The 19,823-nt window shown below is 71.7% G+C and carries 14 protein-coding genes; 10 read left to right on the top strand and 4 right to left on the bottom strand.

Translation table 11 applies throughout. The features are described 5' to 3' along the window. The first annotated feature begins 17 nt into the window (after positions 1-17). The 5 genes from leuS to ACFWM7_RS06010 all read left to right on the top strand — a co-directional run bounded on the left by leuS (position 18) and on the right by ACFWM7_RS06010 (position 8,744). Positions 18-2,891, top strand: a complete 2,874-nt coding sequence (gene leuS / locus ACFWM7_RS05990) for a leucine--tRNA ligase (protein ID WP_383255564.1) — start codon at positions 18-20, stop codon at positions 2,889-2,891. 150 nt (positions 2,892-3,041) lie between these two features. Then, positions 3,042-3,827: a hypothetical protein gene (locus ACFWM7_RS05995; RefSeq protein ID WP_383255566.1), complete on the top strand. Its 786-nt coding sequence runs from the start codon at positions 3,042-3,044 to the stop codon at positions 3,825-3,827. Positions 3,828-3,938: 111 nt separating this feature from the next. Continuing rightward, positions 3,939-4,784 carry a DegV family protein gene (locus tag ACFWM7_RS06000; RefSeq protein ID WP_383255568.1) on the top strand — a complete coding sequence of 282 codons (846 nt, stop codon included), beginning with the start codon at positions 3,939-3,941 and terminating at the stop codon, positions 4,782-4,784. 133 nt (positions 4,785-4,917) lie between these two features. Beyond that, the gene (locus tag ACFWM7_RS06005; protein ID WP_383255570.1) at positions 4,918-6,195 is read left to right on the top strand and encodes a helix-hairpin-helix domain-containing protein; all 1,278 of its coding nucleotides are present in this window, start codon (positions 4,918-4,920) and stop codon (positions 6,193-6,195) included. Next, complete coding sequence (locus ACFWM7_RS06010) at positions 6,192-8,744, top strand: ComEC/Rec2 family competence protein (RefSeq protein WP_383255574.1); 2,553 nt, start codon at positions 6,192-6,194, stop codon at positions 8,742-8,744. The genes ACFWM7_RS06005 and ACFWM7_RS06010 overlap by 4 nt, the downstream gene beginning before the upstream one ends. Before the next feature lie 111 nt (positions 8,745-8,855). On the opposite strand, the gene ACFWM7_RS06015 is transcribed toward ACFWM7_RS06010, so the two are convergent. Next, positions 8,856-9,323, bottom strand: a complete 468-nt coding sequence (locus ACFWM7_RS06015) for a pyridoxamine 5'-phosphate oxidase family protein (RefSeq protein ID WP_383255578.1) — start codon at positions 9,321-9,323, stop codon at positions 8,856-8,858. A gap of 231 nt (positions 9,324-9,554) precedes the next feature. Between ACFWM7_RS06015 and ACFWM7_RS06020 the strand changes: the two genes are divergently transcribed. Together ACFWM7_RS06020 and ACFWM7_RS06025 are read left to right on the top strand one after the other, a co-directional pair. Beyond that, a complete protein-coding gene (locus ACFWM7_RS06020) occupies positions 9,555-10,976 on the top strand; it encodes an FG-GAP repeat protein (RefSeq protein WP_383255580.1) in 1,422 nt (473 codons plus the stop codon). A 311-nt stretch (positions 10,977-11,287) separates the two neighbouring features. Further along, complete coding sequence (locus ACFWM7_RS06025; RefSeq protein WP_383255583.1) at positions 11,288-12,169, top strand: YceI family protein; 882 nt, start codon at positions 11,288-11,290, stop codon at positions 12,167-12,169. A 30-nt stretch (positions 12,170-12,199) separates the two neighbouring features. Here the strand turns inward: ACFWM7_RS06025 and ACFWM7_RS06030 are convergent, their stop codons facing one another. After that, positions 12,200-12,445: a hypothetical protein gene (locus ACFWM7_RS06030; protein ID WP_383255585.1), complete on the bottom strand. Its 246-nt coding sequence runs from the start codon at positions 12,443-12,445 to the stop codon at positions 12,200-12,202. A 91-nt stretch (positions 12,446-12,536) separates the two neighbouring features. Here ACFWM7_RS06030 and holA point away from each other — a divergent pair, with 91 nt between their 5' ends. Then, entirely contained in the window at positions 12,537-13,523 is a 987-nt protein-coding gene (holA, locus tag ACFWM7_RS06035; RefSeq protein WP_383255588.1) for a DNA polymerase III subunit delta, read from the top strand. Between the two features lie 332 nt (positions 13,524-13,855). Here the strand turns inward: holA and rpsT are convergent, their stop codons facing one another. Beyond that, positions 13,856-14,122 carry a 30S ribosomal protein S20 gene (gene rpsT / locus ACFWM7_RS06040; RefSeq protein ID WP_007449624.1) on the bottom strand — a complete coding sequence of 89 codons (267 nt, stop codon included), beginning with the start codon at positions 14,120-14,122 and terminating at the stop codon, positions 13,856-13,858. Between the two features lie 227 nt (positions 14,123-14,349). Here rpsT and lepA point away from each other — a divergent pair, with 227 nt between their 5' ends. Together lepA and ACFWM7_RS06050 are read left to right on the top strand one after the other, a co-directional pair. Further along, the gene (lepA, locus tag ACFWM7_RS06045; protein WP_383255592.1) at positions 14,350-16,224 is read left to right on the top strand and encodes a translation elongation factor 4; all 1,875 of its coding nucleotides are present in this window, start codon (positions 14,350-14,352) and stop codon (positions 16,222-16,224) included. Between the two features lie 261 nt (positions 16,225-16,485). After that, positions 16,486-18,375 (top strand): AMP-dependent synthetase/ligase, encoded by a 1,890-nt coding sequence (locus tag ACFWM7_RS06050; protein ID WP_383255596.1) that lies wholly within the window; start codon positions 16,486-16,488, stop codon positions 18,373-18,375. Between the two features lie 122 nt (positions 18,376-18,497). Here the strand turns inward: ACFWM7_RS06050 and ACFWM7_RS06055 are convergent, their stop codons facing one another. After that, positions 18,498-19,694, bottom strand: a complete 1,197-nt coding sequence (locus ACFWM7_RS06055; RefSeq protein ID WP_383255598.1) for an MFS transporter — start codon at positions 19,692-19,694, stop codon at positions 18,498-18,500. Between the last annotated feature and the right edge of the window lie 129 nt (positions 19,695-19,823).

Consider the following 19,823-nt stretch of genomic DNA (forward strand, 5'->3'; position numbering starts at 1 on the left):
ATGGAGCTTTGAGGATCATGAGCGAGACGAATTCCGCTGCCGAGACGGCCGCGCCGCACCGCTACACGGCGGCGATGGCCGCCGACATCGAGGCACGCTGGCAGGACTTCTGGGACGCCGAGGGGACGTACGAGGCGCCGAACCCCACCGGTGACCTGGCGGGCGACCCGGAGCTGGCCGCCAAGCCCAAGAAGTTCATCATGGACATGTTTCCGTACCCCTCGGGTTCGGGTCTGCACGTCGGACACCCGCTGGGCTACATCGCCACCGATGTCTACGCCCGCCACCAGCGGATGAGCGGCCACAACGTGCTGCACACCCTGGGCTTCGACGCGTTCGGCCTGCCCGCCGAGCAGTACGCGGTGCAGACGGGCACCCACCCCCGGGTCTCCACCGAGGCCAACATGGAGAACATGAAGGTCCAGCTGCGCCGGCTGGGACTGGGCCACGACAACCGCCGCTCCTTCGCGACGATCGACGCCGACTACTACAAGTGGACGCAGTGGATCTTCCTGCAGATCTTCAACTCCTGGTACGACACCGAGGCCGACAAGGCCCGCCCGATCGCCGAGCTGGTCGAGCAGTTCGAAAGCGGCACGCGCGCGACCCCCGACGGCCGTGAGTGGAGCGCGCTGAGCGCCGCCGAGCGCGCCGACCTGCTGAGCCAGTACCGACTGGCCTACGCCTCCGACGCACCCGTCAACTGGTCGCCCGGCCTGGGCACCGTGCTGGCCAACGAGGAGGTCACCGCCGACGGCCGTTCCGAGCGCGGCAACTTCCCCGTCTTCAAGGCCAAGCTGCGCCAGTGGAACATGCGCATCACCGCCTACGCCGACCGGCTGCTGAACGACCTGGACGGGCTGGACTGGCCCGAGGCCATCAAGCTGCAGCAGCGCAACTGGATCGGCCGCTCCGAGGGCGCCCGGGTCGAGTTCCCGGTGGACACCGCGGGCGGCATCACCGTCTTCACCACCCGCCAGGACACCCTGTTCGGCGCGACCTACATGGTCCTGGCGCCCGAGCACGACATGGTCGAGCGCATCATTCCGGCCGCCTGGCCCGAGGGCACCCACCCGGTGTGGACCGGCGGCCACGCGAGCCCGGCCGAGGCCGTCACCGCGTACCGCAAGCAGGCCGCCGCCAAGTCCGACGTCGAGCGGCAGGCCGAGGCCAAGGACAAGACCGGTGTCTTCACCGGCGCGTACGCGACCAACCCCGTCAGCGGCGAGAAGGTCCCCGTCTTCATCGCCGACTACGTCCTGATGGGCTACGGCACCGGCGCGATCATGGCCGTACCGGCGCACGACGCGCGCGACTTCGCCTTCGCGCGCGCCTTCGAGCTGCCGATGCGCTGTGTCGTCCAGCCCTCCGACGGCCGGGGGACCGACCCCGCCACGTGGGACGACGCCTTCAGCTCGTACGACGCGAAGCTGGTCAACTCCGCCAACGACGAGATCTCGCTGGACGGCCTGGGCGTCGTCGAGGCCAAGGCGAAGATCACCGAGTGGCTGCGGGAGCACGGCGTCGGCGAGGGCACCGTCAACTTCCGGCTGCGCGACTGGCTGTTCAGCCGCCAGCGCTACTGGGGCGAGCCCTTCCCGATCGTGTACGACGAGGAGGGCATCGCCCACCCGCTGCCCGAGTCGATGCTGCCGTTGGAGCTGCCCGAGGTCGAGGACTACTCCCCGCGCACCTTCGACCCGGAGGACGCGTCCGCCCAGCCCGAGACCCCGCTGTCGCGCAACGCCGACTGGGTCAATGTGACGCTGGACCTGGGCGACGGCGCCGGTCCGCGCAAGTACCGCCGCGAGACCAACACCATGCCCAACTGGGCCGGTTCCTGCTGGTACGAGCTGCGCTACCTGGACCCGACGAACGACCGGCAGCTGGTCGACCCGTCGATCGAGCAGTATTGGATGGGTCCGCGCGAGGGCCGGCCCACGGGCGGAGTCGACCTGTACGTCGGCGGGGCCGAGCACGCCGTGCTGCACCTGCTGTACGCGCGTTTCTGGTCCAAGGTGCTGCACGACCTGGGCCACATCTCCTCGGCCGAGCCGTTCCACAAGCTGTACAACCAGGGCATGATCCAGGCCTTCGTCTACCGCGACAGCCGGGGTATCGCCGTCCCCGCCGCCGAGGTGGAGGAGCGCGACGGGGCGTTCTACTACGCGGGCGAAAAGGTCAGCCGCGTCCTGGGCAAGATGGGCAAGTCCCTGAAGAACGCGGTCACGCCGGACGAGATCTGCGCGGAGTACGGCGCGGACACCCTGCGCCTGTACGAGATGGCGATGGGCCCTCTGGACGTGTCGCGCCCCTGGGACACGCGTGCCGTGGTCGGCCAGTACCGCCTGCTGCAGCGGCTGTGGCGCAACGTCGTCGACGAGGAGACCGGTGAGGTCACCGTCGTCGACACGGAGCCCGGCGAGGACACCCTGCGCGCGCTGCACAAGGCGATCGACGGGGTCGGCCAGGACATGGCGGGGATGCGGTTCAACACCGCCATCGCCAAGGTCACCGAGCTGAACAACCACCTGACGAAGGCCGGCGGCCCGCTGCCGCGCTCGGTCGCGGAGCGGCTGGTCCTGCTGATCGCCCCGCTGGCCCCGCACATCGCGGAGGAGCTGTGGCGTCGGCTGGGCCACACCGACTCCGTCGTCCACCAGGACTTTCCGGTGGCCGACCCGGCGTACGTGGTCGACGAGACCGTCACCTGCGTCGTCCAGATCAAGGGCAAGGTCCGGGCCCGCCTGGAGATCTCGCCCTCCATCACGGACGAGGAGCTGGAGGCGCTGGCCCTGGCCGACGACGCGGTCGTCGCCGCGCTGGGCGGAGCGGGCATCCGCAAGGTGATCGTGCGGGCGCCGAAGCTGGTGAACATCGTCCCCGCGTGACGGCCGCCCTTTGACGGTCGCGGCGCGCGGTTAGGGCCATCCCCTACGGGCAGGTTGGGGGTTCCGAAGGAACCCTCGGCCTGCCCGTTCCGTTTACGGTGGAGGGGGCGACCGGTACCGGCGGCCGCATCGAGACACCGAGGGGCATTCATGGAACCCGCGCTCACGATCCTGGCGTTGCTCTTGGTCGCGTTCGTCGCGCTGGGTGTCTACGCGACCGTGAAGGCCGTCGGCGCGGCCAAGCGCGGCGTCGACCGCACGATCACGCAGGCCCGTCGCACCGTGGAGGACACCACGCTCCGGGCCAAGAGCTTCGGGCAGGTGGGTGTGGCCGGCGAGCTCGCGCAGCTCCGGCTCTCCCTGCGCACCTCGATGCGGGCCACCCAGGACGCCCTGCACGCCGGAGCCGCCGAGGACGCCTCGCTGGCGGAGTCGGTGGCCCTGTTCCGGCGGCTGAGCGCCCACGGTCTGGAGCTGGACGACGAGCTGAAGAGGCTGGAGCGCGAGCCGGACCGGGCCACGGTCGCGGGCCTGCTGCCCAAGCTGAAGGAACGCACGCAGCGGATCACGCACTCGGCGGAGTCGCTGCGCTGGGCCGCGCGGGACCGGGCGCGGCAGTTCGCCGACGACGACCTGGACGCGCTGAACGCGCAGATCGACATCGAGGCCGGCGCGCTGCGGCACTGGGACGTGAACGAGTCGTCGCAGGCGTCCGGCGCGGGGGCCTCCGCCACGACGCCGGGCCAGGGCCCCGGGACGGACTGGCCGGAGCCGGCGGCCTCGGCGGGCCCCTCGGTCGGCAGCAGCAGTACGGCCGACGAGGCGTGGTCCGGACCGGCCCGCGAGGAAAACCCGCAGGCGATCACCGCACCGGACCCGCGGCTGCGCACGACCTACCCCTGGCAGAAGTCCACGCGGCCGGAAACGACGAACTGACGCACGCGGGCCGTTTCAGGCCCGACCGGATACGTTCCGAAGCGGCCATGAACGATCAGAGGGCCGGGGCCGGGCTGCCGCACTCCCACCACGCCAGGTAACCTCCGGCTCATGTCCCGCCATGTCGCTATCGTCACCGATTCCACGGCCTACTTGCCGCGCCCGACGATGGAACGGCACGGCATCACCGCAGTGCCGCTGACCGTCGTCCTGGGCGACCAGGCGCTGGAGGAGGGCACGGAGATCTCGGCCCGCTCGCTCGCCCTGGCTCTGCAGAAACGCCACTCCGTGACCACCTCCCGCCCCAGCCCCGAGGTCTTCACCGCGGCCTACCGGGCGGCGGCCGAGGCCGGGGCGGACGCGGTGGTGTCGTTGCACCTGTCGTCGGAGTTCTCGGGCACGTACGACGCCGCGCTGCTCGCTGCGAAGGACGCCCCCGTTCCGGTACGCGTGGTGGACACCGGCATGGTCGCCATGGCCCTGGGATTCTGCGCACTCGCGGCGGCGGAGACCGCCGAAGCGGGCGGCGGCCTGGACGAAGCGGTGGCGGCGGCGGAGAAGCGGGCCGCGGACACCTCGGCGTATTTCTATGTCGACACTCTCGACTATCTGCGCCGGGGCGGTCGCATCGGCACGGCCCAGGCCCTGCTGGGATCCGCGTTGGCGGTGAAGCCGATCCTGGAGCTCGACGGGGGCCGGATCGAGATGCTGGAGAAGGTGCGGACGGCGTCCAAGGCCATCGCCCGCCTGGAGGAGATCGTCGCCGACCGGGCGGGAGCGGCCCCGGTGGACATCGCCGTCCACCACCTCGCCGCCCCGGAGCGCGCGGAGCGCCTGGCCGAGCGGTTGCGCGAACGCGTTCCCGGCCTGGTCGACCTCCATGTCAGCGAGGTCGGCGCGGTGATCGGGGCGCACACGGGTCCGGGGCTGCTCGGCGCGGTGATCTCGCTGCGGTGAACGGGCCTGGGGGCTCCACTCCGTGGGGGAGCTTCACTCCGTAGGGTGGCCGGGTTGTTCACAACTGCCGGGCTGTCCACAGGAATCGGTGCTGCTCAGCGGGTTCGGGCGGATGTGCCTAACGTCGTGAGGCATGGCCCTTCGATCTTCTCGGGCGTCGGCTTCCGACGCTCCCTTCACCTCTGCCTCCTCGTCCGATCCATCCTCCACGTTCCCGTCCGGATCCCCGCAGTCCGCCTCTGCGGTTCTGCCTCCGCCCGACCCGCCGTCCGGGCGGACGCCGGCACGGGCGCGGCACGGATCCGGCACGCGCCCGAGCGGCCGGGCGGGTGCGGGCCCCGGCGCTCGTTCCGCTGCGCGCCACGGTGGGCGGCGGTCCGTGCGAGGGCGGTCCGCCCTGGCGTCGGCGGCCGCGCGTCGCCGGGCGGACGCGCTGATGGCGGGCGCCTACGGGCTGGGGAGCGATGTCGAACCCGTACCGGTACGTGAGCCGACAGCGGCACCGGTATCTGCATCCCCATCCACATCCGCATCCACATCCGCATCCACATCCGCATCCGCATCCACATCCGCATCCGCATCCGCATCCGCATCCGCATCCGCGCCCGAGACCGTGGGGGCGGTGCCCGGCGATACGTCGAGAGCGCGGCGTCTCGTGTCGGCCGTCCGGGAGCGGCTGCCGTTGTGGGTGCGGCTCCGGTGTGGGATGGCGCCGCGCACGCCTGTGGTGCTCGGGCTGGTGCTGCTCGCCGCGGTGGCCGTCGCCACGGTGCACTTCTGGTCCGTACGCCCCCAGGCCGTGCGCGCGCCGGAACCGGTCGCGGACGAAGCGGCGGCGCCCGCGTTGCCACCGGATCCGTTACGTTCCGGCGCCTCGGACCCGGTGCCCCGTCCGGCCGCCGGGGAGCCGCCGGTCGCGGACGGGACCGGAAACGGGAGCGGGACCGGAAACGAGCAGATCGTCGTGGATGTGAGCGGCAAGGTGCACCGGCCGGGGGTCCGTCGGCTGCCGGCGGGAGCACGGGTGGCGGATGCGCTCGAAGCCGCGGGCGGTGTGCGGGCCGGCACGGATCTGACCGGGCTCAATCGGGCGCGGGTTCTCGTGGACGGCGAGCAGGTCGCCGTGGGTCTTCCGCCCGGTCCTCCGGTCGCCGGGGCGACCGGAGGCGGCGGGGTCGGAGCCGGACCGGCCGGCCCGGCGGGTGGGGCTGGGCCCTCGGCGCCGCTGAGCCTGAACACGGCGACCGCGGAGCAGCTCGAAACCCTGCCGGGGGTCGGGCCGGTGCTCGCCCAGCACATGATCGACTACCGCACGGAGAACAACGGATTCCGGTCCGTCGACGAGCTCCGCCAGGTCAACGGGATCGGCGACCGCCGCTTCGCCGACCTCCAGCCGCTCGTACGGCCATGAGTAGCCGTGAGGCCCGGCTCGCCCCCCGGGGCGCGGACCGGGACGGCACCGGGGGCGTGGGCGCGGACCGGGACGGTACCGGGGGCGTGGCGGCGGCGGGCGCGGTGGGGGAGGGGGCACGACGGGAGGGGCCCACGGATCTGCGGCTCGTTCCACCCGCCCTGGCGGTCTGGGCCGCTGCGGCCTCGGCACTGGGCCTTCCGGGGCGGTGGGTGGCCGCGGTGGCCGTCGCCTGTCTGGTTCCGGCGCTCGTTCTGCTGGTGGCGGCCTCGCGCGCCTCTCCGGGGAGGGCCGCCGGACGGTCCCGGGCCGTCGCCGCCGGGGGAGCCGTGCTGCTCTGCGCGGCGGCGGGCACGGTCGTGGCCGGGCTCCACGGGGCCGACGTTCGGCGCGGTCCCGTCCCCGGGCTGGCCCGGGAGTATGCGCGGATCGACGCCGAGGTCCGGGTGACTTCGGATCCCCGGGCGGCCCGCCCGGCGGTACGGGGCAGCCACAGCGCTCCGCCCCTTCTCCTGATCGACGCCGAGGTCACGGAGGTGGGGACGGACGGCCCGAGCACCCGGGTCCGTACGCCCGTGCTGCTCATGGTCGGGTCGGGCGACCACCGGGCGGACTGGCAGAAGCTGCTGCCGTCCACCCGGCTCCGGCTCAGCGGCCGGCTCTCGCCTCCGGCACACGAGGGCGAACGCCTGGCGGCGGTCCTGCGGGTGGACGACGCGGGGGAGCCCCGGATCACCGGGCCCCCGACCTGGATCCAGCGCGTGGCGGGGGACCTGCGCGCCGGGTTGCGGGAGGCGACGGACGAGCTGGACGCGGACGCGCGTGCGCTGTTGCCGGGGCTGGTGGTCGGCGACACCTCCAGGGTGCCGCCCGACCTCCACGACGCCTTCAAGGCGACCGACCTTACGCACTTGTTGAGCGTTTCCGGAGCAAATCTCTCGATTCTGCTCTTTCTCCTCGTCGGGCCGCCGGGGGCGGCGTCGAGCGCGGAACGGCGCGGTCTCGCACCCCTGTTGGGGCTCTCCCTGCGAGGCACCGCGTTGATCGGCGGGGCGCTGACCCTCGCCTTCATCATCGTGTGCCGCCCGGAACCGAGCGTGCTCCGCGCGGCGGCCTGCGGTCTCATCACCCTCCTCGCGATCGGGACGGGCCGCCGGAGATCGCTGATCCCCGCCCTGGCGGCCGCTGTGGTCCTCCTGGTGCTCCTCGACCCCTGGCTCGCCCGGAGCTACGGCTTCCTGCTGTCGGTCCTGGCCACCGGTGCGCTGCTGACCCTCGCTCCGCGGTGGAGCGCCGCCCTGCGGGCGCGGCGGGTGCCGGGCAGGCTCGCCGAGGTGCTGGCCGCGGCGGCGGCCGCGCAGGCCGTGTGCGCACCCGTGGTGGTGGTCCTGGCCTCGCGGGTCAGCCTGGTGGCGGTCCCGTGCAATCTGCTGGCGGAGTTCGCGGTGGCACCGGCGACGGTGCTCGGGTTCGCGGCCCTCGCCGTCGCCCCGGTCGCTCCGCCGGCGGCCGAGCTGCTGGCCGGGATCGCGGGCTGGCCGGTCGGGTGGATCGCCACGGTCGCCCGCACGGGGGCGGGTCTTCCCGGGGCGGAGGCGCAGTGGCCCGGAGGGTGGTCCGGTGCGGCGCTGCTGGCCGCCCTCACCGTTCTGGCGGTGCTCCTGGCTCCGAGGCTGGCATGTCGCCCCTGGATCTGTGCGGCCACCGGGCTGCTTCTGGTGCTGGCGGTGCTGCGGCCGGTTCCGCTGACCCGGATCATGACCGGGTGGCCGCCGCCCGGCTGGGCGTTCGCGCTCTGCGATGTGGGGCAGGGCGATGCGATGGTCCTCGCGGCGGGGGAGGGCACGGGGGTGGTCGTCGACGCCGGACCCGACCCCCGTGCGGTCGACCGGTGTCTGCGCGATCTCGCGGTGACCCGTGTCCCGCTCGTGGTCCTCACCCACTTCCACGCCGACCATGTGCGCGGGCTGCCGGGTGTGCTCCGAGGCAGGGCGGTGGGCGCGATCCAGACGACGAGCCTCGAAGAGCCGCCCGAGCAGGCCGCGTTCGTGCGGCGGACGGCGGCCGAGGCGCGGGTTCCGACGGTGCGGGCCGCGGCCGGTGAGCACCGCCGGTCGGGCCCGGTCGACTGGCGGGTCCTCTGGCCCCGCCCGGGGCCCGGGGGATCGGGAACGGCGGGGCGGGAGCCGAACGACTCCAGCGTCACCCTGCGCGTACGGGCGGCCGGAGGTCTGACGCTGCTGCTCCTCGGGGACCTCGAACCCCTGGCCCAGCGGGAGTTGCTGCGCGGGCGGGAGGCGTCGGGCCCGGTGGACGTCCTCAAGGTGGCCCACCACGGCTCGCCCTTCCAGGACGTCGGGCTGCTCCACAGCGTACGGCCGAGGCTGGCGCTCATCTCCTGCGGCGCGGACAACCCGTACGGCCACCCCTCGCCCCGCACGGTGGACGCCCTCGCGGCGGCAGGGGCCCGGGTTCTGCGCACCGACACCGACGGCCCGATCGCGGTGACGGGCGCGGGGAAGGAGCTGCGGGCGGTGGGCCGGTCATGACGCCGCGGCAACCGGGCCCGCCGCCCGCCGGTCTCCCCTCCCCGCGCCCGGCTCTGTTCCCCTCTCCGCGCCCGGTTCCGTTCCCCCCGCTCCCGGGGCCGGGGCGTGGGGTCAGGTCAGCCAGGTGCCGGAGAGCATCAGGTCGCGGTCGGCGAGTTCGTTCTCCTCGCGCCAGGCGCGCACGGTGTGGGGGGTGATGCGCAGGAACACATAGCGGGGGCCGCGCGGACTCCATCCCCGGAGCTTGGCGGCGAAGGCATCCCTCGTCACGGTGGGAAGGTCCGCTGCCTCCACGAGCCTCGCCCCGCCCTCGACCAGCACCACGTCGCGGGTGTGGCCCACGGTGACCCGGATCTGCCCGTCGGGAGTCACGTTGACGGCCGTCGGGTTGGTTCGCCGGGTGGCCATCACCAGCGTGCCGGTGTCGTCCTCCCAGAGAAACGACAGCGGCACCAGGGTGGGGACGCCGTCCGGGGACGCCGTCCCCACCCACGCGTCTTCGTCCTGCCGCAGACGGTCCAGGACGTCCTGCTTGCGCTGGCCCCTGCTGCGCGGGGGCGGGGGATCGTACTCAGTCATGATCGACACGCTAGAGGCCGACCACCGTGCCGCGCCTCAGCCAAGAGGCTTGGGGCCGAAGTCCTAGGACCAGTGGTCCCCGCAGGGGACCGGTGGTTCCCGGTGGTTTTCGCACAACCATTCGAGATGGGTGTGTGTCTTACCTGTAGCGCTCGGCGAGGTTCCGGAGTTCCGGCTCCTCGTCGCCGTCTGCCAGGTCTTTCCGGCCACCGCATCGATAGAGAAGAGTCCATGCGCCATCCGTACCGCTCCGCCCCCGTCCTCGCCGCCGCCCTTGTGGCCGGTCTGTTCGCCGCGCCCCCTGCTCACGCTGCGCCCAACGCGCCTGCGGCCCCTCTCCGTGGGCAGAGCGACGTGAACGGCGACGGCTACGGTGACCTGGTCACCGCCTCCGAAGCCGCCGTGTCAGGCGTTCCCAGGGCTGGTGCGATCGTCGTCAACACCGGTTCGTCGGCCGGAGTCTCGGCAGGCCGGACGCAGATCGTCACGCAGGGTTCGCCCGGTGTTCCCGGCGCGCTGGAGGAGAACGACGAGTTCGGCTCGGCGCTGGCCACGGGAGACCTGGACGGTGACGGCTACACCGACATCGTCGCCGGCACGCCGGACGAGAAGGTCGGCAGCGACGTGGCGGGCGGTGCCGTCACGGTCCTGTGGGGTTCGAAATCCGGCATCGTCGGAGGCACCGACGTCCCTGACCCGGCTCCCACCCAGCACGACCGCTTCGGCGACCGACTCGTCGTCGGTGACTTCGACGGCGACGGAAACCCCGAGCTCGCCGTCGGCACCAGCGGCAACGACGTGTGGATCTTCGGAGCCATCGCCAGGGGCGGCGCCGAGGAGCGCCGCCGGCTGACGACCACGATCGCTCCCGACAGCTCGGACTACTACCGCGCCCTGGCGGCCGGTGACTTCGACGGCGACGGCAGGGACGATCTCGTCGTGGGGGGCCGTTACGACAGGGACGGCAGCTACGGCGGCGCGTCGCTCGTCTACGACGGGGCGCTCGGCGACCCCGAGGTCCTGCCGGACGATGCGCACGCGGCTGCCACGGGTGACTTCGACGCCGACGGTCGGGACGACCTGATCGTCGGGTCTCCCGACGACAACGCGGTCACCGCCTACGCGGGCGCCGCGGCGGGGCTCAGCATCTCCGGGCGCAGGACGCTCACTCAGGACAGTCCCGGCGTTCCCGGAGCCACCGAGCCCGGGGACACGTTCGGTGAGGCGGTGGCCGTGGGCGACATCAATGGTGACGGCTTCGCCGACGCGGCTGTCGGCGTCGAGTTCGAGACCATCGGCTCGGTTCCCAACGCCGGTGGAGTCGTCGTCCTGCGCGGTTCGGTCGACGGACTCACCGGCGTCGGTTCCCAGGCCGTGCACCAGGGCACCGCAGGCGTGCCGGGCGCGAACGAGCCGTACGACCGGTTCGGCGCTGCCGTACGCCTGACCGACACCAACGGTGACGCCCGCGCCGACCTGGCCGTCGGGGCCCCGATGGAGGACACGAGCAACGGCGCCCTGTGGAACCTGGGCGGTTCCGCCGGCGGCGTGGGCACCTCGTACGCGATCGCCTTCTCGGCGGCGGACGTCGGGCTGTCCAAGGCCCCGTGGACGTACTTCGGCCGGTCGATGCCGGTCGGTGGCGGGGCCTGAGACGGCGGGGCAGGGTCTCCCGGCGGCGTTGAGGCGCCGGGAGGCTCTGCTCCATCGCGCCGGCCTCGCCTCGGCGACGGACGGGCGAGGGCGGGCCGTGCCAGGCCGGGCCCTCACCGCCGACCCGAGAAGCTCCACACGTTCAATGCCGGATTGGCGCATAACTGCACAAGGTTCTCCGACCTACTCGGTTTGCCTCGAACGCCTCAACAGTGATCGAATGCATGATCGTCGGCGGGCCGCTGATCAGACGGTGACGTCCACCTGTCAGGGGGCCCGAGGTGCGAAGCGCCCGTGGGGGTACGTCAGAGATGTTCGGCCGTTGGCTGGGAAACAGAGGCCAGGCGGGTGGGCGCGGTGGGGCCCTCGCCGGATTCCGGATGCCCCGTACCGCGGGCGTGCTCAGCTGCCGGGTGCTGGACCCGGTCAACGAACCGGTCCAGCAGGCCGAGTTCGTGGTGACCGACAGTACGGGCCGCAAGGTGACCGCCGGCGAGACGGACCCCTTCGGCAGTCTGCTCGCCACGGTCCCGGCCGGCGACTACCGGCTTGCGGTCACGGCCGAGGGCTTCACCCCGTTCCACGGGGCGGCGACGGTGAGCGAAGGGGCGCACGCCACTCTGGGCGACGTGACCCTCCAGGTGGCGCAGCCCCCGCAGCTGCCCGACCCCGGCGACTGGGACATCGAGCCGAACCACTCGCAGATCGGCTTCACCGCCCGGCACATCGGGCTGGCCCGCATCCACGGCAGGTTCAACAACTTCGCCGGGGCCGTCCGGATCGCCGACCGCATGGAGGACTCCGCCATGCACGTGATCATCGACGCGGCGTCGATCGACACCAACGTCCAGATGCGCGACGACCACCTGCGCTCCGGCGACTTCCTCGACGTCGGCCGCTACCCGACGCTGGAGTTCTACAGCGAGCGCTTCGTCCACCGGGGCGGCAGCCGCTGGGGTGTCACCGGTGCGCTGACCCTGCACGGCGTCAGCCGTACCGTGACGCTGGACACGCAGTACCTCGGTCTCGGCAACGGCCTGGAGGGCGAGACGCGCGCCGCCTGCCGGGCCACCACCGAACTGCACCGCGAGGACTTCACGCTCACCTGGCAGACCATGCTGGCGCGCGGGATCGCCGTGGTGGGGCCCAGCATCGTCATCGATCTGGACATCCAGATCGTTCCCAAGGGCTGAGCGGGCCGGGCGGGCGGGGCGTCGGACCGGTTACGGCTTCTCCAGCCAGCCTTCGTACGCGGCGGCGAACTCGTCGAGCGCGGCCGGGTCCAGGCGTCCGGCCGCGTCCTCCACGACCACCAGCCATTGGGCGTCCTCGGCGTCGTCCTCGCCGGCCAGGGCGTCCCGTACGAGCTGGGGTTCCTCGGCGACCCCGAAGCGGTCCGCCAGCTCTCCGGCCACCTCCTCGGCGGCGTCGCGGTCGGGCAGCACCAGTACATGTCTCACATCGCTCACCCGGACATTCTCCGGTACGGGTATCTGTGCCCCACACCCTGGGGCGGCGGGGGATCCGGGCTGTCAGTGGGCCATGGGATGCTGGATCGCGATGGCCACCAGGAAGAATTCCACCGACGATCCGCTCGCCCCCCTCACCCTCGCCGTGGGCCAGGAGGATCTCCTCCTGGACCGTGCGGTGCAGCAGGTGGTGGCGGCCGCGCGGGCTGCCGACGCCGACACGGACGTACGTGATCTGGCGTCCGACCAGTTGCAGCCCGGCACGCTCGCCGAGCTCACCAGCCCCTCGCTCTTCGCCGAGCGCAAGGTCGTGATCGTTCGCAACGCGCAGGACCTCTCGGCCGACACGGTCAAGGACGTCAAGGCGTATCTCGGCGCCCCGGTCGAGGAGATCACGCTCGTCCTGCTGCACGCGGGCGGAGCCAAGGGGAAGGGGCTGCTGGACGCGGCCCGCAAGGCCGGGGCCCGGGAGGTCGCCTGCCCGAAGACCACCAAGCCGGCCGAGCGGCTCTCGTTCGTACGGTCGGAGTTCCGGACCCATGGGCGGTCCGCGACGCCGGAGGCGTGCCAGGCGCTGGTCGACTCCATCGGCAGCGATCTGCGGGAGCTCGCGAGTGCGGTGTCCCAGCTGATCGCGGACGTCGAGGGCACGATCGACGAGGCGGTCGTCGGGCGCTACTACACGGGGCGGGCGGAGGCGTCGTCGTTCACCGTCGCCGACCGGGCGGTCGAGGGGCGGGCGGCGGAGGCGCTGGAGGCGCTGCGGTGGTCGTTGTCGACCGGGGTACCGCCCGTCCTGATCACCAGTGCGCTGGCGCAGGGGGTGCGGGCGATCGGGAAGCTGTCCTCTGCGAGGGGCGGGCGGCCGGCTGATCTTGCCCGGGAGCTGGGGATGCCGCCGTGGAAGATCGACCGGGTGCGGCAGCAGATGCGGGGGTGGACGCCGGACGGGGTCGCGGTGGCGCTACGGGCCGTGGCTGCGGCGGACGCGGGGGTGAAGGGTGGGGGGGACGATCCGGAGTACGCCCTGGAGAAGGCCGTCGTCGTTGTTGCGCAGGCCGCGCGGGCGGGGCGGTAGCCCTTCGGGGGTGCCGTGGTGGTGCGGGGGCCTGTGGTGACTTGTTCCGTCCTCAAGCGCCGGACGGGCTGATGGTGCCCCGCACGAGCTGGGTGTGTGCCGGACGGGCTGGGTGCGCGCCGGACGGGCTGGGGTGGATCCATACGCGCGGAAGCCCCGGAGCGCTGATCTGGGGAGATCGGCGTCCGGGGCTTCCGGGTCACACTCTTGGTGCGCCGCACCCGCGTGGCGAACGCAGGTTCGGTGTGCGGCGCGGGGTGCCGGTCAGGGGCGGGAGAGAGGGCCCGCTGGTCCGTTCCGGCGCATCACATCAGTGAGCTTCGGGAAGAAGCTCAGGCCTGCAGGGAGGCAACCTTGGACGCCAGCGCCGACTTCTTGTTGGCGGCGGCGTTCTTGTGGATGACACCCTTCGAGACAGCCTTGTCGAGCTGACGGGAGGCGTCGCGGACGGCCGTGGTGGCCTTCTCGACGTCACCGGCAGCGGCGGCCTCGCGGGCCTTGCGGATCGCGGTCTTGAGCGACGACTTGACGGCCTTGTTGCGCAGGCGCGCCTTCTCGTTGGTCTTGTTCCGCTTGATCTGGGACTTGATGTTCGCCACGAAAGAGCCTTTTCAGGTTCGTTGGATCTTCTAGGTGAGCCACGCCGCTCGTGAGAGCCACGAGGCACAGCTGTCCACGGTAGCAGTCACCCTCCGACCGGCCCAAACCGGTCGCTGCCCCGCAGGCGTGGGACGATGGAGCCTACGTATCGATCCGACCGACGATCCGACCGACCCGACATCGACCCGAGACACGGCGTTCGGCGTCTCAAGAATCAGGACCCTGCGTGCCCGCGACTCCTTCCAACGTGCCCGAGCCGAGCCGTACCGACCCGGCGCTGATCCGCAATTTCTGCATCATCGCGCACATCGACCACGGCAAGTCGACCCTTGCCGACCGGATGCTTCAGCTGACCGGAGTGGTCGACCAGCGGCAGATGCGTGCTCAGTACCTCGACCGGATGGACATCGAGCGCGAGCGCGGCATCACCATCAAGTCCCAGGCGGTCCGGCTGCCCTGGGCGCCCAACACGGGTGAGGACACGGGCACCACCCACGTCCTCAACATGATCGACACCCCGGGCCACGTGGACTTCACCTACGAGGTCTCCCGTTCGCTCGCCGCCTGCGAGGGCACGGTCCTGCTGGTCGACGCCGCGCAGGGCATCGAGGCCCAGACGCTGGCCAACCTCTATCTCGCGATGGAGAACGACCTCACCATCGTCCCGGTGCTCAACAAGATCGACCTCCCCGCCGCCCAGCCGGAGAAGTTCTCCGAGGAGCTGGCCAACCTCATCGGCTGCCAGCCCGAGGACGTGCTCAAGGTCTCCGCCAAGACCGGCGTCGGCGTGGACGCGCTGCTCGACCGGGTCGTGCGGGACGTGCCGGCCCCGGTCGGCGTCGCGGACGCCCCCGCCCGCGCGATGATCTTCGACTCGGTCTACGACTCGTACCGCGGGGTCGTCACCTACGTCCGTGTCGTCGACGGTCAGCTCAACAAGCGCGAGCGCATCCGAATGATGTCGACCGGCGCCACCCACGAGCTCCTGGAGATCGGGGTGTCCTCCCCGGAGATGACCCCGGCCGACGGCATCGGCGTGGGCGAGGTCGGCTACATCATCACCGGTGTGAAGGACGTCCGGCAGTCCAAGGTCGGTGACACGATCACCTCCCTGCAGAACGGGGCCACCGAGGCGCTCGGCGGGTACAAGGACCCGAAGCCGATGGTGTTCTCGGGGCTCTACCCGCTGGACGGCTCGGACTACCCGGACCTGCGCGAGGCGCTGGACAAGCTCCAGCTCAACGACGCCGCCCTGGTCTACGAGCCGGAGACCTCCGCCGCGCTCGGCTTCGGCTTCCGCGTCGGCTTCCTCGGCCTGCTCCACCTGGACGTGGTCCGCGAGCGGCTGGAGCGCGAGTTCGGGCTCGACCTGATCGCCACCGCCCCCAACGTGGTCTACCGCGTCGAGATGGAGGACGGCACCGAGCACGTCGTCACCAACCCGAGCGAGTTCCCCGAGGGCAAGATCGACAAGGTGCACGAGCCGGTCGTCCGCGCCACGGTGCTGGCGCCGAGCGAGTTCATCGGCGCGATCATGGAGCTGTGCCAGGGCCGGCGCGGCACCCTGCTCGGCATGGACTACCTCTCCGAGGACCGGGTCGAGATCCGCTACACCCTGCCGCTCGCGGAGATCGTCTTCGACTTCTTCGACCAGCTGAAGTCCAAGACCCGGGGTTACGCCTCCCTCGACTACGAGCCCACCGGCGAGCAGACGGCCAACCTCGTCAAGGTCGACATCCTGCTGCACGGCGACAAGGTGGACGCGTTCTCCGCGGTCACGCACAAGGACAAGGCGTACGCGTACGGCGTCCGGCTCGTCGCCAAGCTCCAGAAGCTGATCCCCCGGCAGAACTTCGAGGTGCCGATCCAGGCCGCCATCGGCGCCCGGGTCATCGCCCGTGAGACCGTCCGCGCCATCCGCAAGGACGTCCTCGCCAAGTGCTACGGCGGTGACATCTCCCGTAAGCGGAAGCTGCTGGAGAAGCAGAAGGAGGGCAAGAAGCGGATGAAGATGGTCGGCAACGTGGAGGTTCCGCAGGACGCCTTCATCTCGGTGCTGTCGACCGACGAGTCCGCGGGGGAGAGCAAGGGGAAGAAGTAGCCCCTGTCCCGCCGGCTCCCGGCGACGATCGGCCGAAGGGCCCTCACACCGCAGTAACGTGCGGTGCGAGGGCCCTTTCGTTATGAAAGCGGCGGCCCGTTGCCTCTTACGTGGCGGACGAGTGCGCTCTACTCTGATCACGCATCGTTGGTTACTCGCCAGTTAAACAAGCCGAACAAGCAGGTTGCGCAGCAGGACAGCAGCAGTAGTCGCAGTATCAAAGAAGCCGGTCGTAGCAATGCCGCAGGCCCGGAGGATGTCGTGAGCGACACACAGACCTTGATCGATAACCGGCCGCCCTCCGTGGCGTCCCTTTTCATCGACCGCGTGGCGGCGACCCCGGACGGGGAGGCGTACCGCTATCCGGTGCCGTCGGCCTCGGGCCAGGGGCCCGACGACTGGAAGTCGCTGAGCTGGGGCCAGGCCTCGGAGCGGGTCTACGCGATCGCCGCCGGGCTGATCGCACTCGGCGTGCAGCCGGAGGAGCGGGTCGCGCTCTCCTCGGCCACCCGGGTGGAGTGGATCCTCATCGACCTCGGGGTGATGTGCGCGGGCGCCGCGACCACCACGATCTACCCCTCCACGAACGCCGAGGAGTCCGCCTTCATCCTGGCCGACTCCGAGAGCCGGATCCTCATCGCGGAGGACGCCGAGCAGCTGGCCAAGGCCCGGGAGACCCGCGCCGACCTGCCGGACCTCGCCCATGTCGTGGTCATCGACCCGGCCGGCGTCGAGCCCGCCGAGGGCGACCCGGATGGCTGGATCATCACCCTGGCCGACCTGGAGGCCCGGGGCAACGAGCTGCTCGCCAAGACCCCGGACGCGGTCACCGAGCGGGTCGCCGCCATCACCGCCGACCAGCTGGCCACCCTGATCTACACCTCGGGCACCACCGGCCGTCCCAAGGGCGTACGGCTGCCGCACGACAACTGGTCGTACATGGCCAAGGCCACCGTGGCGACCGGGCTGATCACCGCCGAGGACGTGCAGTACCTCTGGCTGCCGCTCGCCCACGTCTTCGGCAAGGTCCTCACCTCGGGCCAGATCGAGGTCGGCCACGTCACCGCGATCGACGGCCGCATCGACAAGATCATCGAGAATCTGCCGGTCGTCCAGCCGACGTACATGGCCGCCGTGCCCCGCATCTTCGAGAAGGTCTACAACGGGGTCGCCTCCAAGGCCCGTGCGGGCGGCGGCGCCAAGTACAAGATCTTCCAGTGGGCGGCCGGGGTGGGCCGCGAGTACGCCAGGGTCTCCCAGGACAACTTCCGGCGCACCGGCAAGGCCTCCGTGCCCTTCGCGCTCGGCGCCAAGCACAAGGTCGCCGACACGCTGGTCTTCTCCAAGATCCGCGACGCCTTCGGCGGCCGGCTGCGCGCCTGTATCTCCGGCTCCGCCGCCCTCGCGCCGGACATCGGCTTCTTCTTCGCGGGCGCCGGCGTCCACATCCTGGAGGGCTACGGCCTCACCGAGAGCAGCGCCGCCTCGTTCGTCAACCCGGGCGAGGCCTACCGCACCGGCACGGTCGGCAAGCCGCTCCCCGGTACGGAGGTGCGCATCGCGGACGACGGCGAGATCCTGCTGCGCGGCCCCGGCATCATGCAGGGCTACCACAAGCTGCCCGACAAGACCGAAGAGGTCCTGGAGTCGGACGGCTGGTTCCACACCGGGGACATCGGCGAGCTGTCGGCCGACGGCTACCTGCGCATCACCGACCGCAAGAAGGACCTGATCAAGACGTCGGGCGGCAAGTACGTCGCCCCGGCGGAGGTCGAGGGGCAGTTCAAGGCGGTCTGCCCGTTCGTCTCCAACATCCTGGTGCACGGCGCGGACCGTAACTTCTGCACCGCGCTCATCGCCCTCGACGGCCCCACCATCCTGAACTGGGCCGCCGAGAACGGTCTGGAGGGCAAGGAGTACGCGGAGGTCGTCGCCGCCCCGCAGACCGTCGAGCTGATCGACGGGTACGTACAGCGCCTCAACGAGGGGCTCCAGCGCTGGCAGACCATCAAGAAGTTCCGTCTGCTGCCGCGTGACCTGGACGTCGAGCACGGCGAGCTGACCCCCAGCCTCAAGCTGAAGCGGCCGGTCGTCGAGCGGGAGTACCGGGGGCTCATCGACGAGATGTACGCGGGCTCGCGCGAGGCCTGACGTACGCACACTCGCGCGAGGCCCAGCGGCTGCTCGCGCGAACCCGTCCGGGGGCTCGGCCCCGGACGGGCACGGGCGGGGAGTACGGACCTTCACGGGCCCGGACTCCCTGCCCGCTGTTTTCAGCCGCGCCGGTTCCGCAGGACCCCGGCGAGCAGCACCACCAGCACTCCGGCGGCGGGGATCACCAGCAGGCCGGTGCGCAGGCCGGCCGCGTCGGCGACCTGGCCGACGACCGGCGGCGACAGCAGAAAGCCCAGGCGCATGAGCCAGGAGACGATCGTCAGACCCGATCCGGGCTTGAGGCCGGGCAGCGCGTCGGCCTCGTGCATCGCCGCGGGCACCAGGGTCGCCACCCCGAATCCGGCCAGGGCGAAGCCCAGAACGGTTCCGGGCAGGGTGGGAACCGCCAGGGCAAGACCCATGCCGACCGCGGTGATCAGGCCGCCGGCCCGGGCCACGGCACGCTGCCCGAAGCGGTCGACGAGGCGGTCCCCGAAGATGCGCCCGATGAACTGGGCGCCCACCAGCGCGATGAAGCCCCAGGCGGCGAGCGCCGCGGAGGCGTGCAGCGCGTCGCTCAGGTAGAGGGCGGCCCAGGAGTTCCCCGCGTCCTCGACGAGCGTGCCGGCCGTGGCGATCAGAACGAGGGCCGCCAGCACGAACCCGACGCGCGAGGCACCGCTCGCCCCCTTCGTGTCGAGCCGCTCCGGGCCGGTCTCCTCCGGTTCGTTGTCCGGGCCGGGGAGGCAGAAGCGCAGCGCGGCCGCGGCGGCGACGACGAGGACGGCGGCCGAGACGGCGAGGTGGACGCCGAGCGAAAGGCCCAGCGACATCGCTCCTGCCGCCATCAGCCCTCCGGTGACGGCGCCGATGGACCAGATCGCGTGGAAGGAGTTGAGGATGGACCGCCCGTAGAGCCGCTGCACCCGGAGGCCGTGCGCGTTCTGGGCGACGTCCGTGAGCGCGTCCATGGCTCCGGCCAGGAACAGGGCGGCCGCGAACAGCGCCACCGACGGGGCCAGACCGGCGGCCAGGATGCCCGCGCCCGTCAGCAGGGTTCCGAGGACCGCGACCTGCGCCGAGCCCATGCGGCGGATGAGCACCCCTGCCGCGAGGCCGGCGGTGATGGCCCCCGCCGGGAACGCGGCGACCGCAAGACCGTAGGCGCCGTTGCCGATCGCCAGATCCTCCTTGATCTGCGGATACCTCGGCAGCAGGTTGGCGAACAGGGCCCCGTTCGTGAAGAACAGAACGGCTACGGCGACCCGCGCGTGGCGCGCGGCGGGGAGGGGCCGTGTCTCGATGTCGACGGTCATGCGGACGACCCTAACCCCCGAGCGTACGGACGTACACTCTTCGCGGCATGCATTCCGACCGAGTGGTAGGTGTTGTGTGGCGAGGGTGTCGTCGGCGGTCTCGCCGGGGCCGTCCGTCACGTACGGTCG

Source organism: Streptomyces sp. NPDC058375 (genome assembly GCF_042723425.1).
In the GTDB taxonomy this organism is placed as follows: Bacteria; Actinomycetota; Actinomycetes; order Streptomycetales; family Streptomycetaceae; genus Streptomyces; species Streptomyces durocortorensis.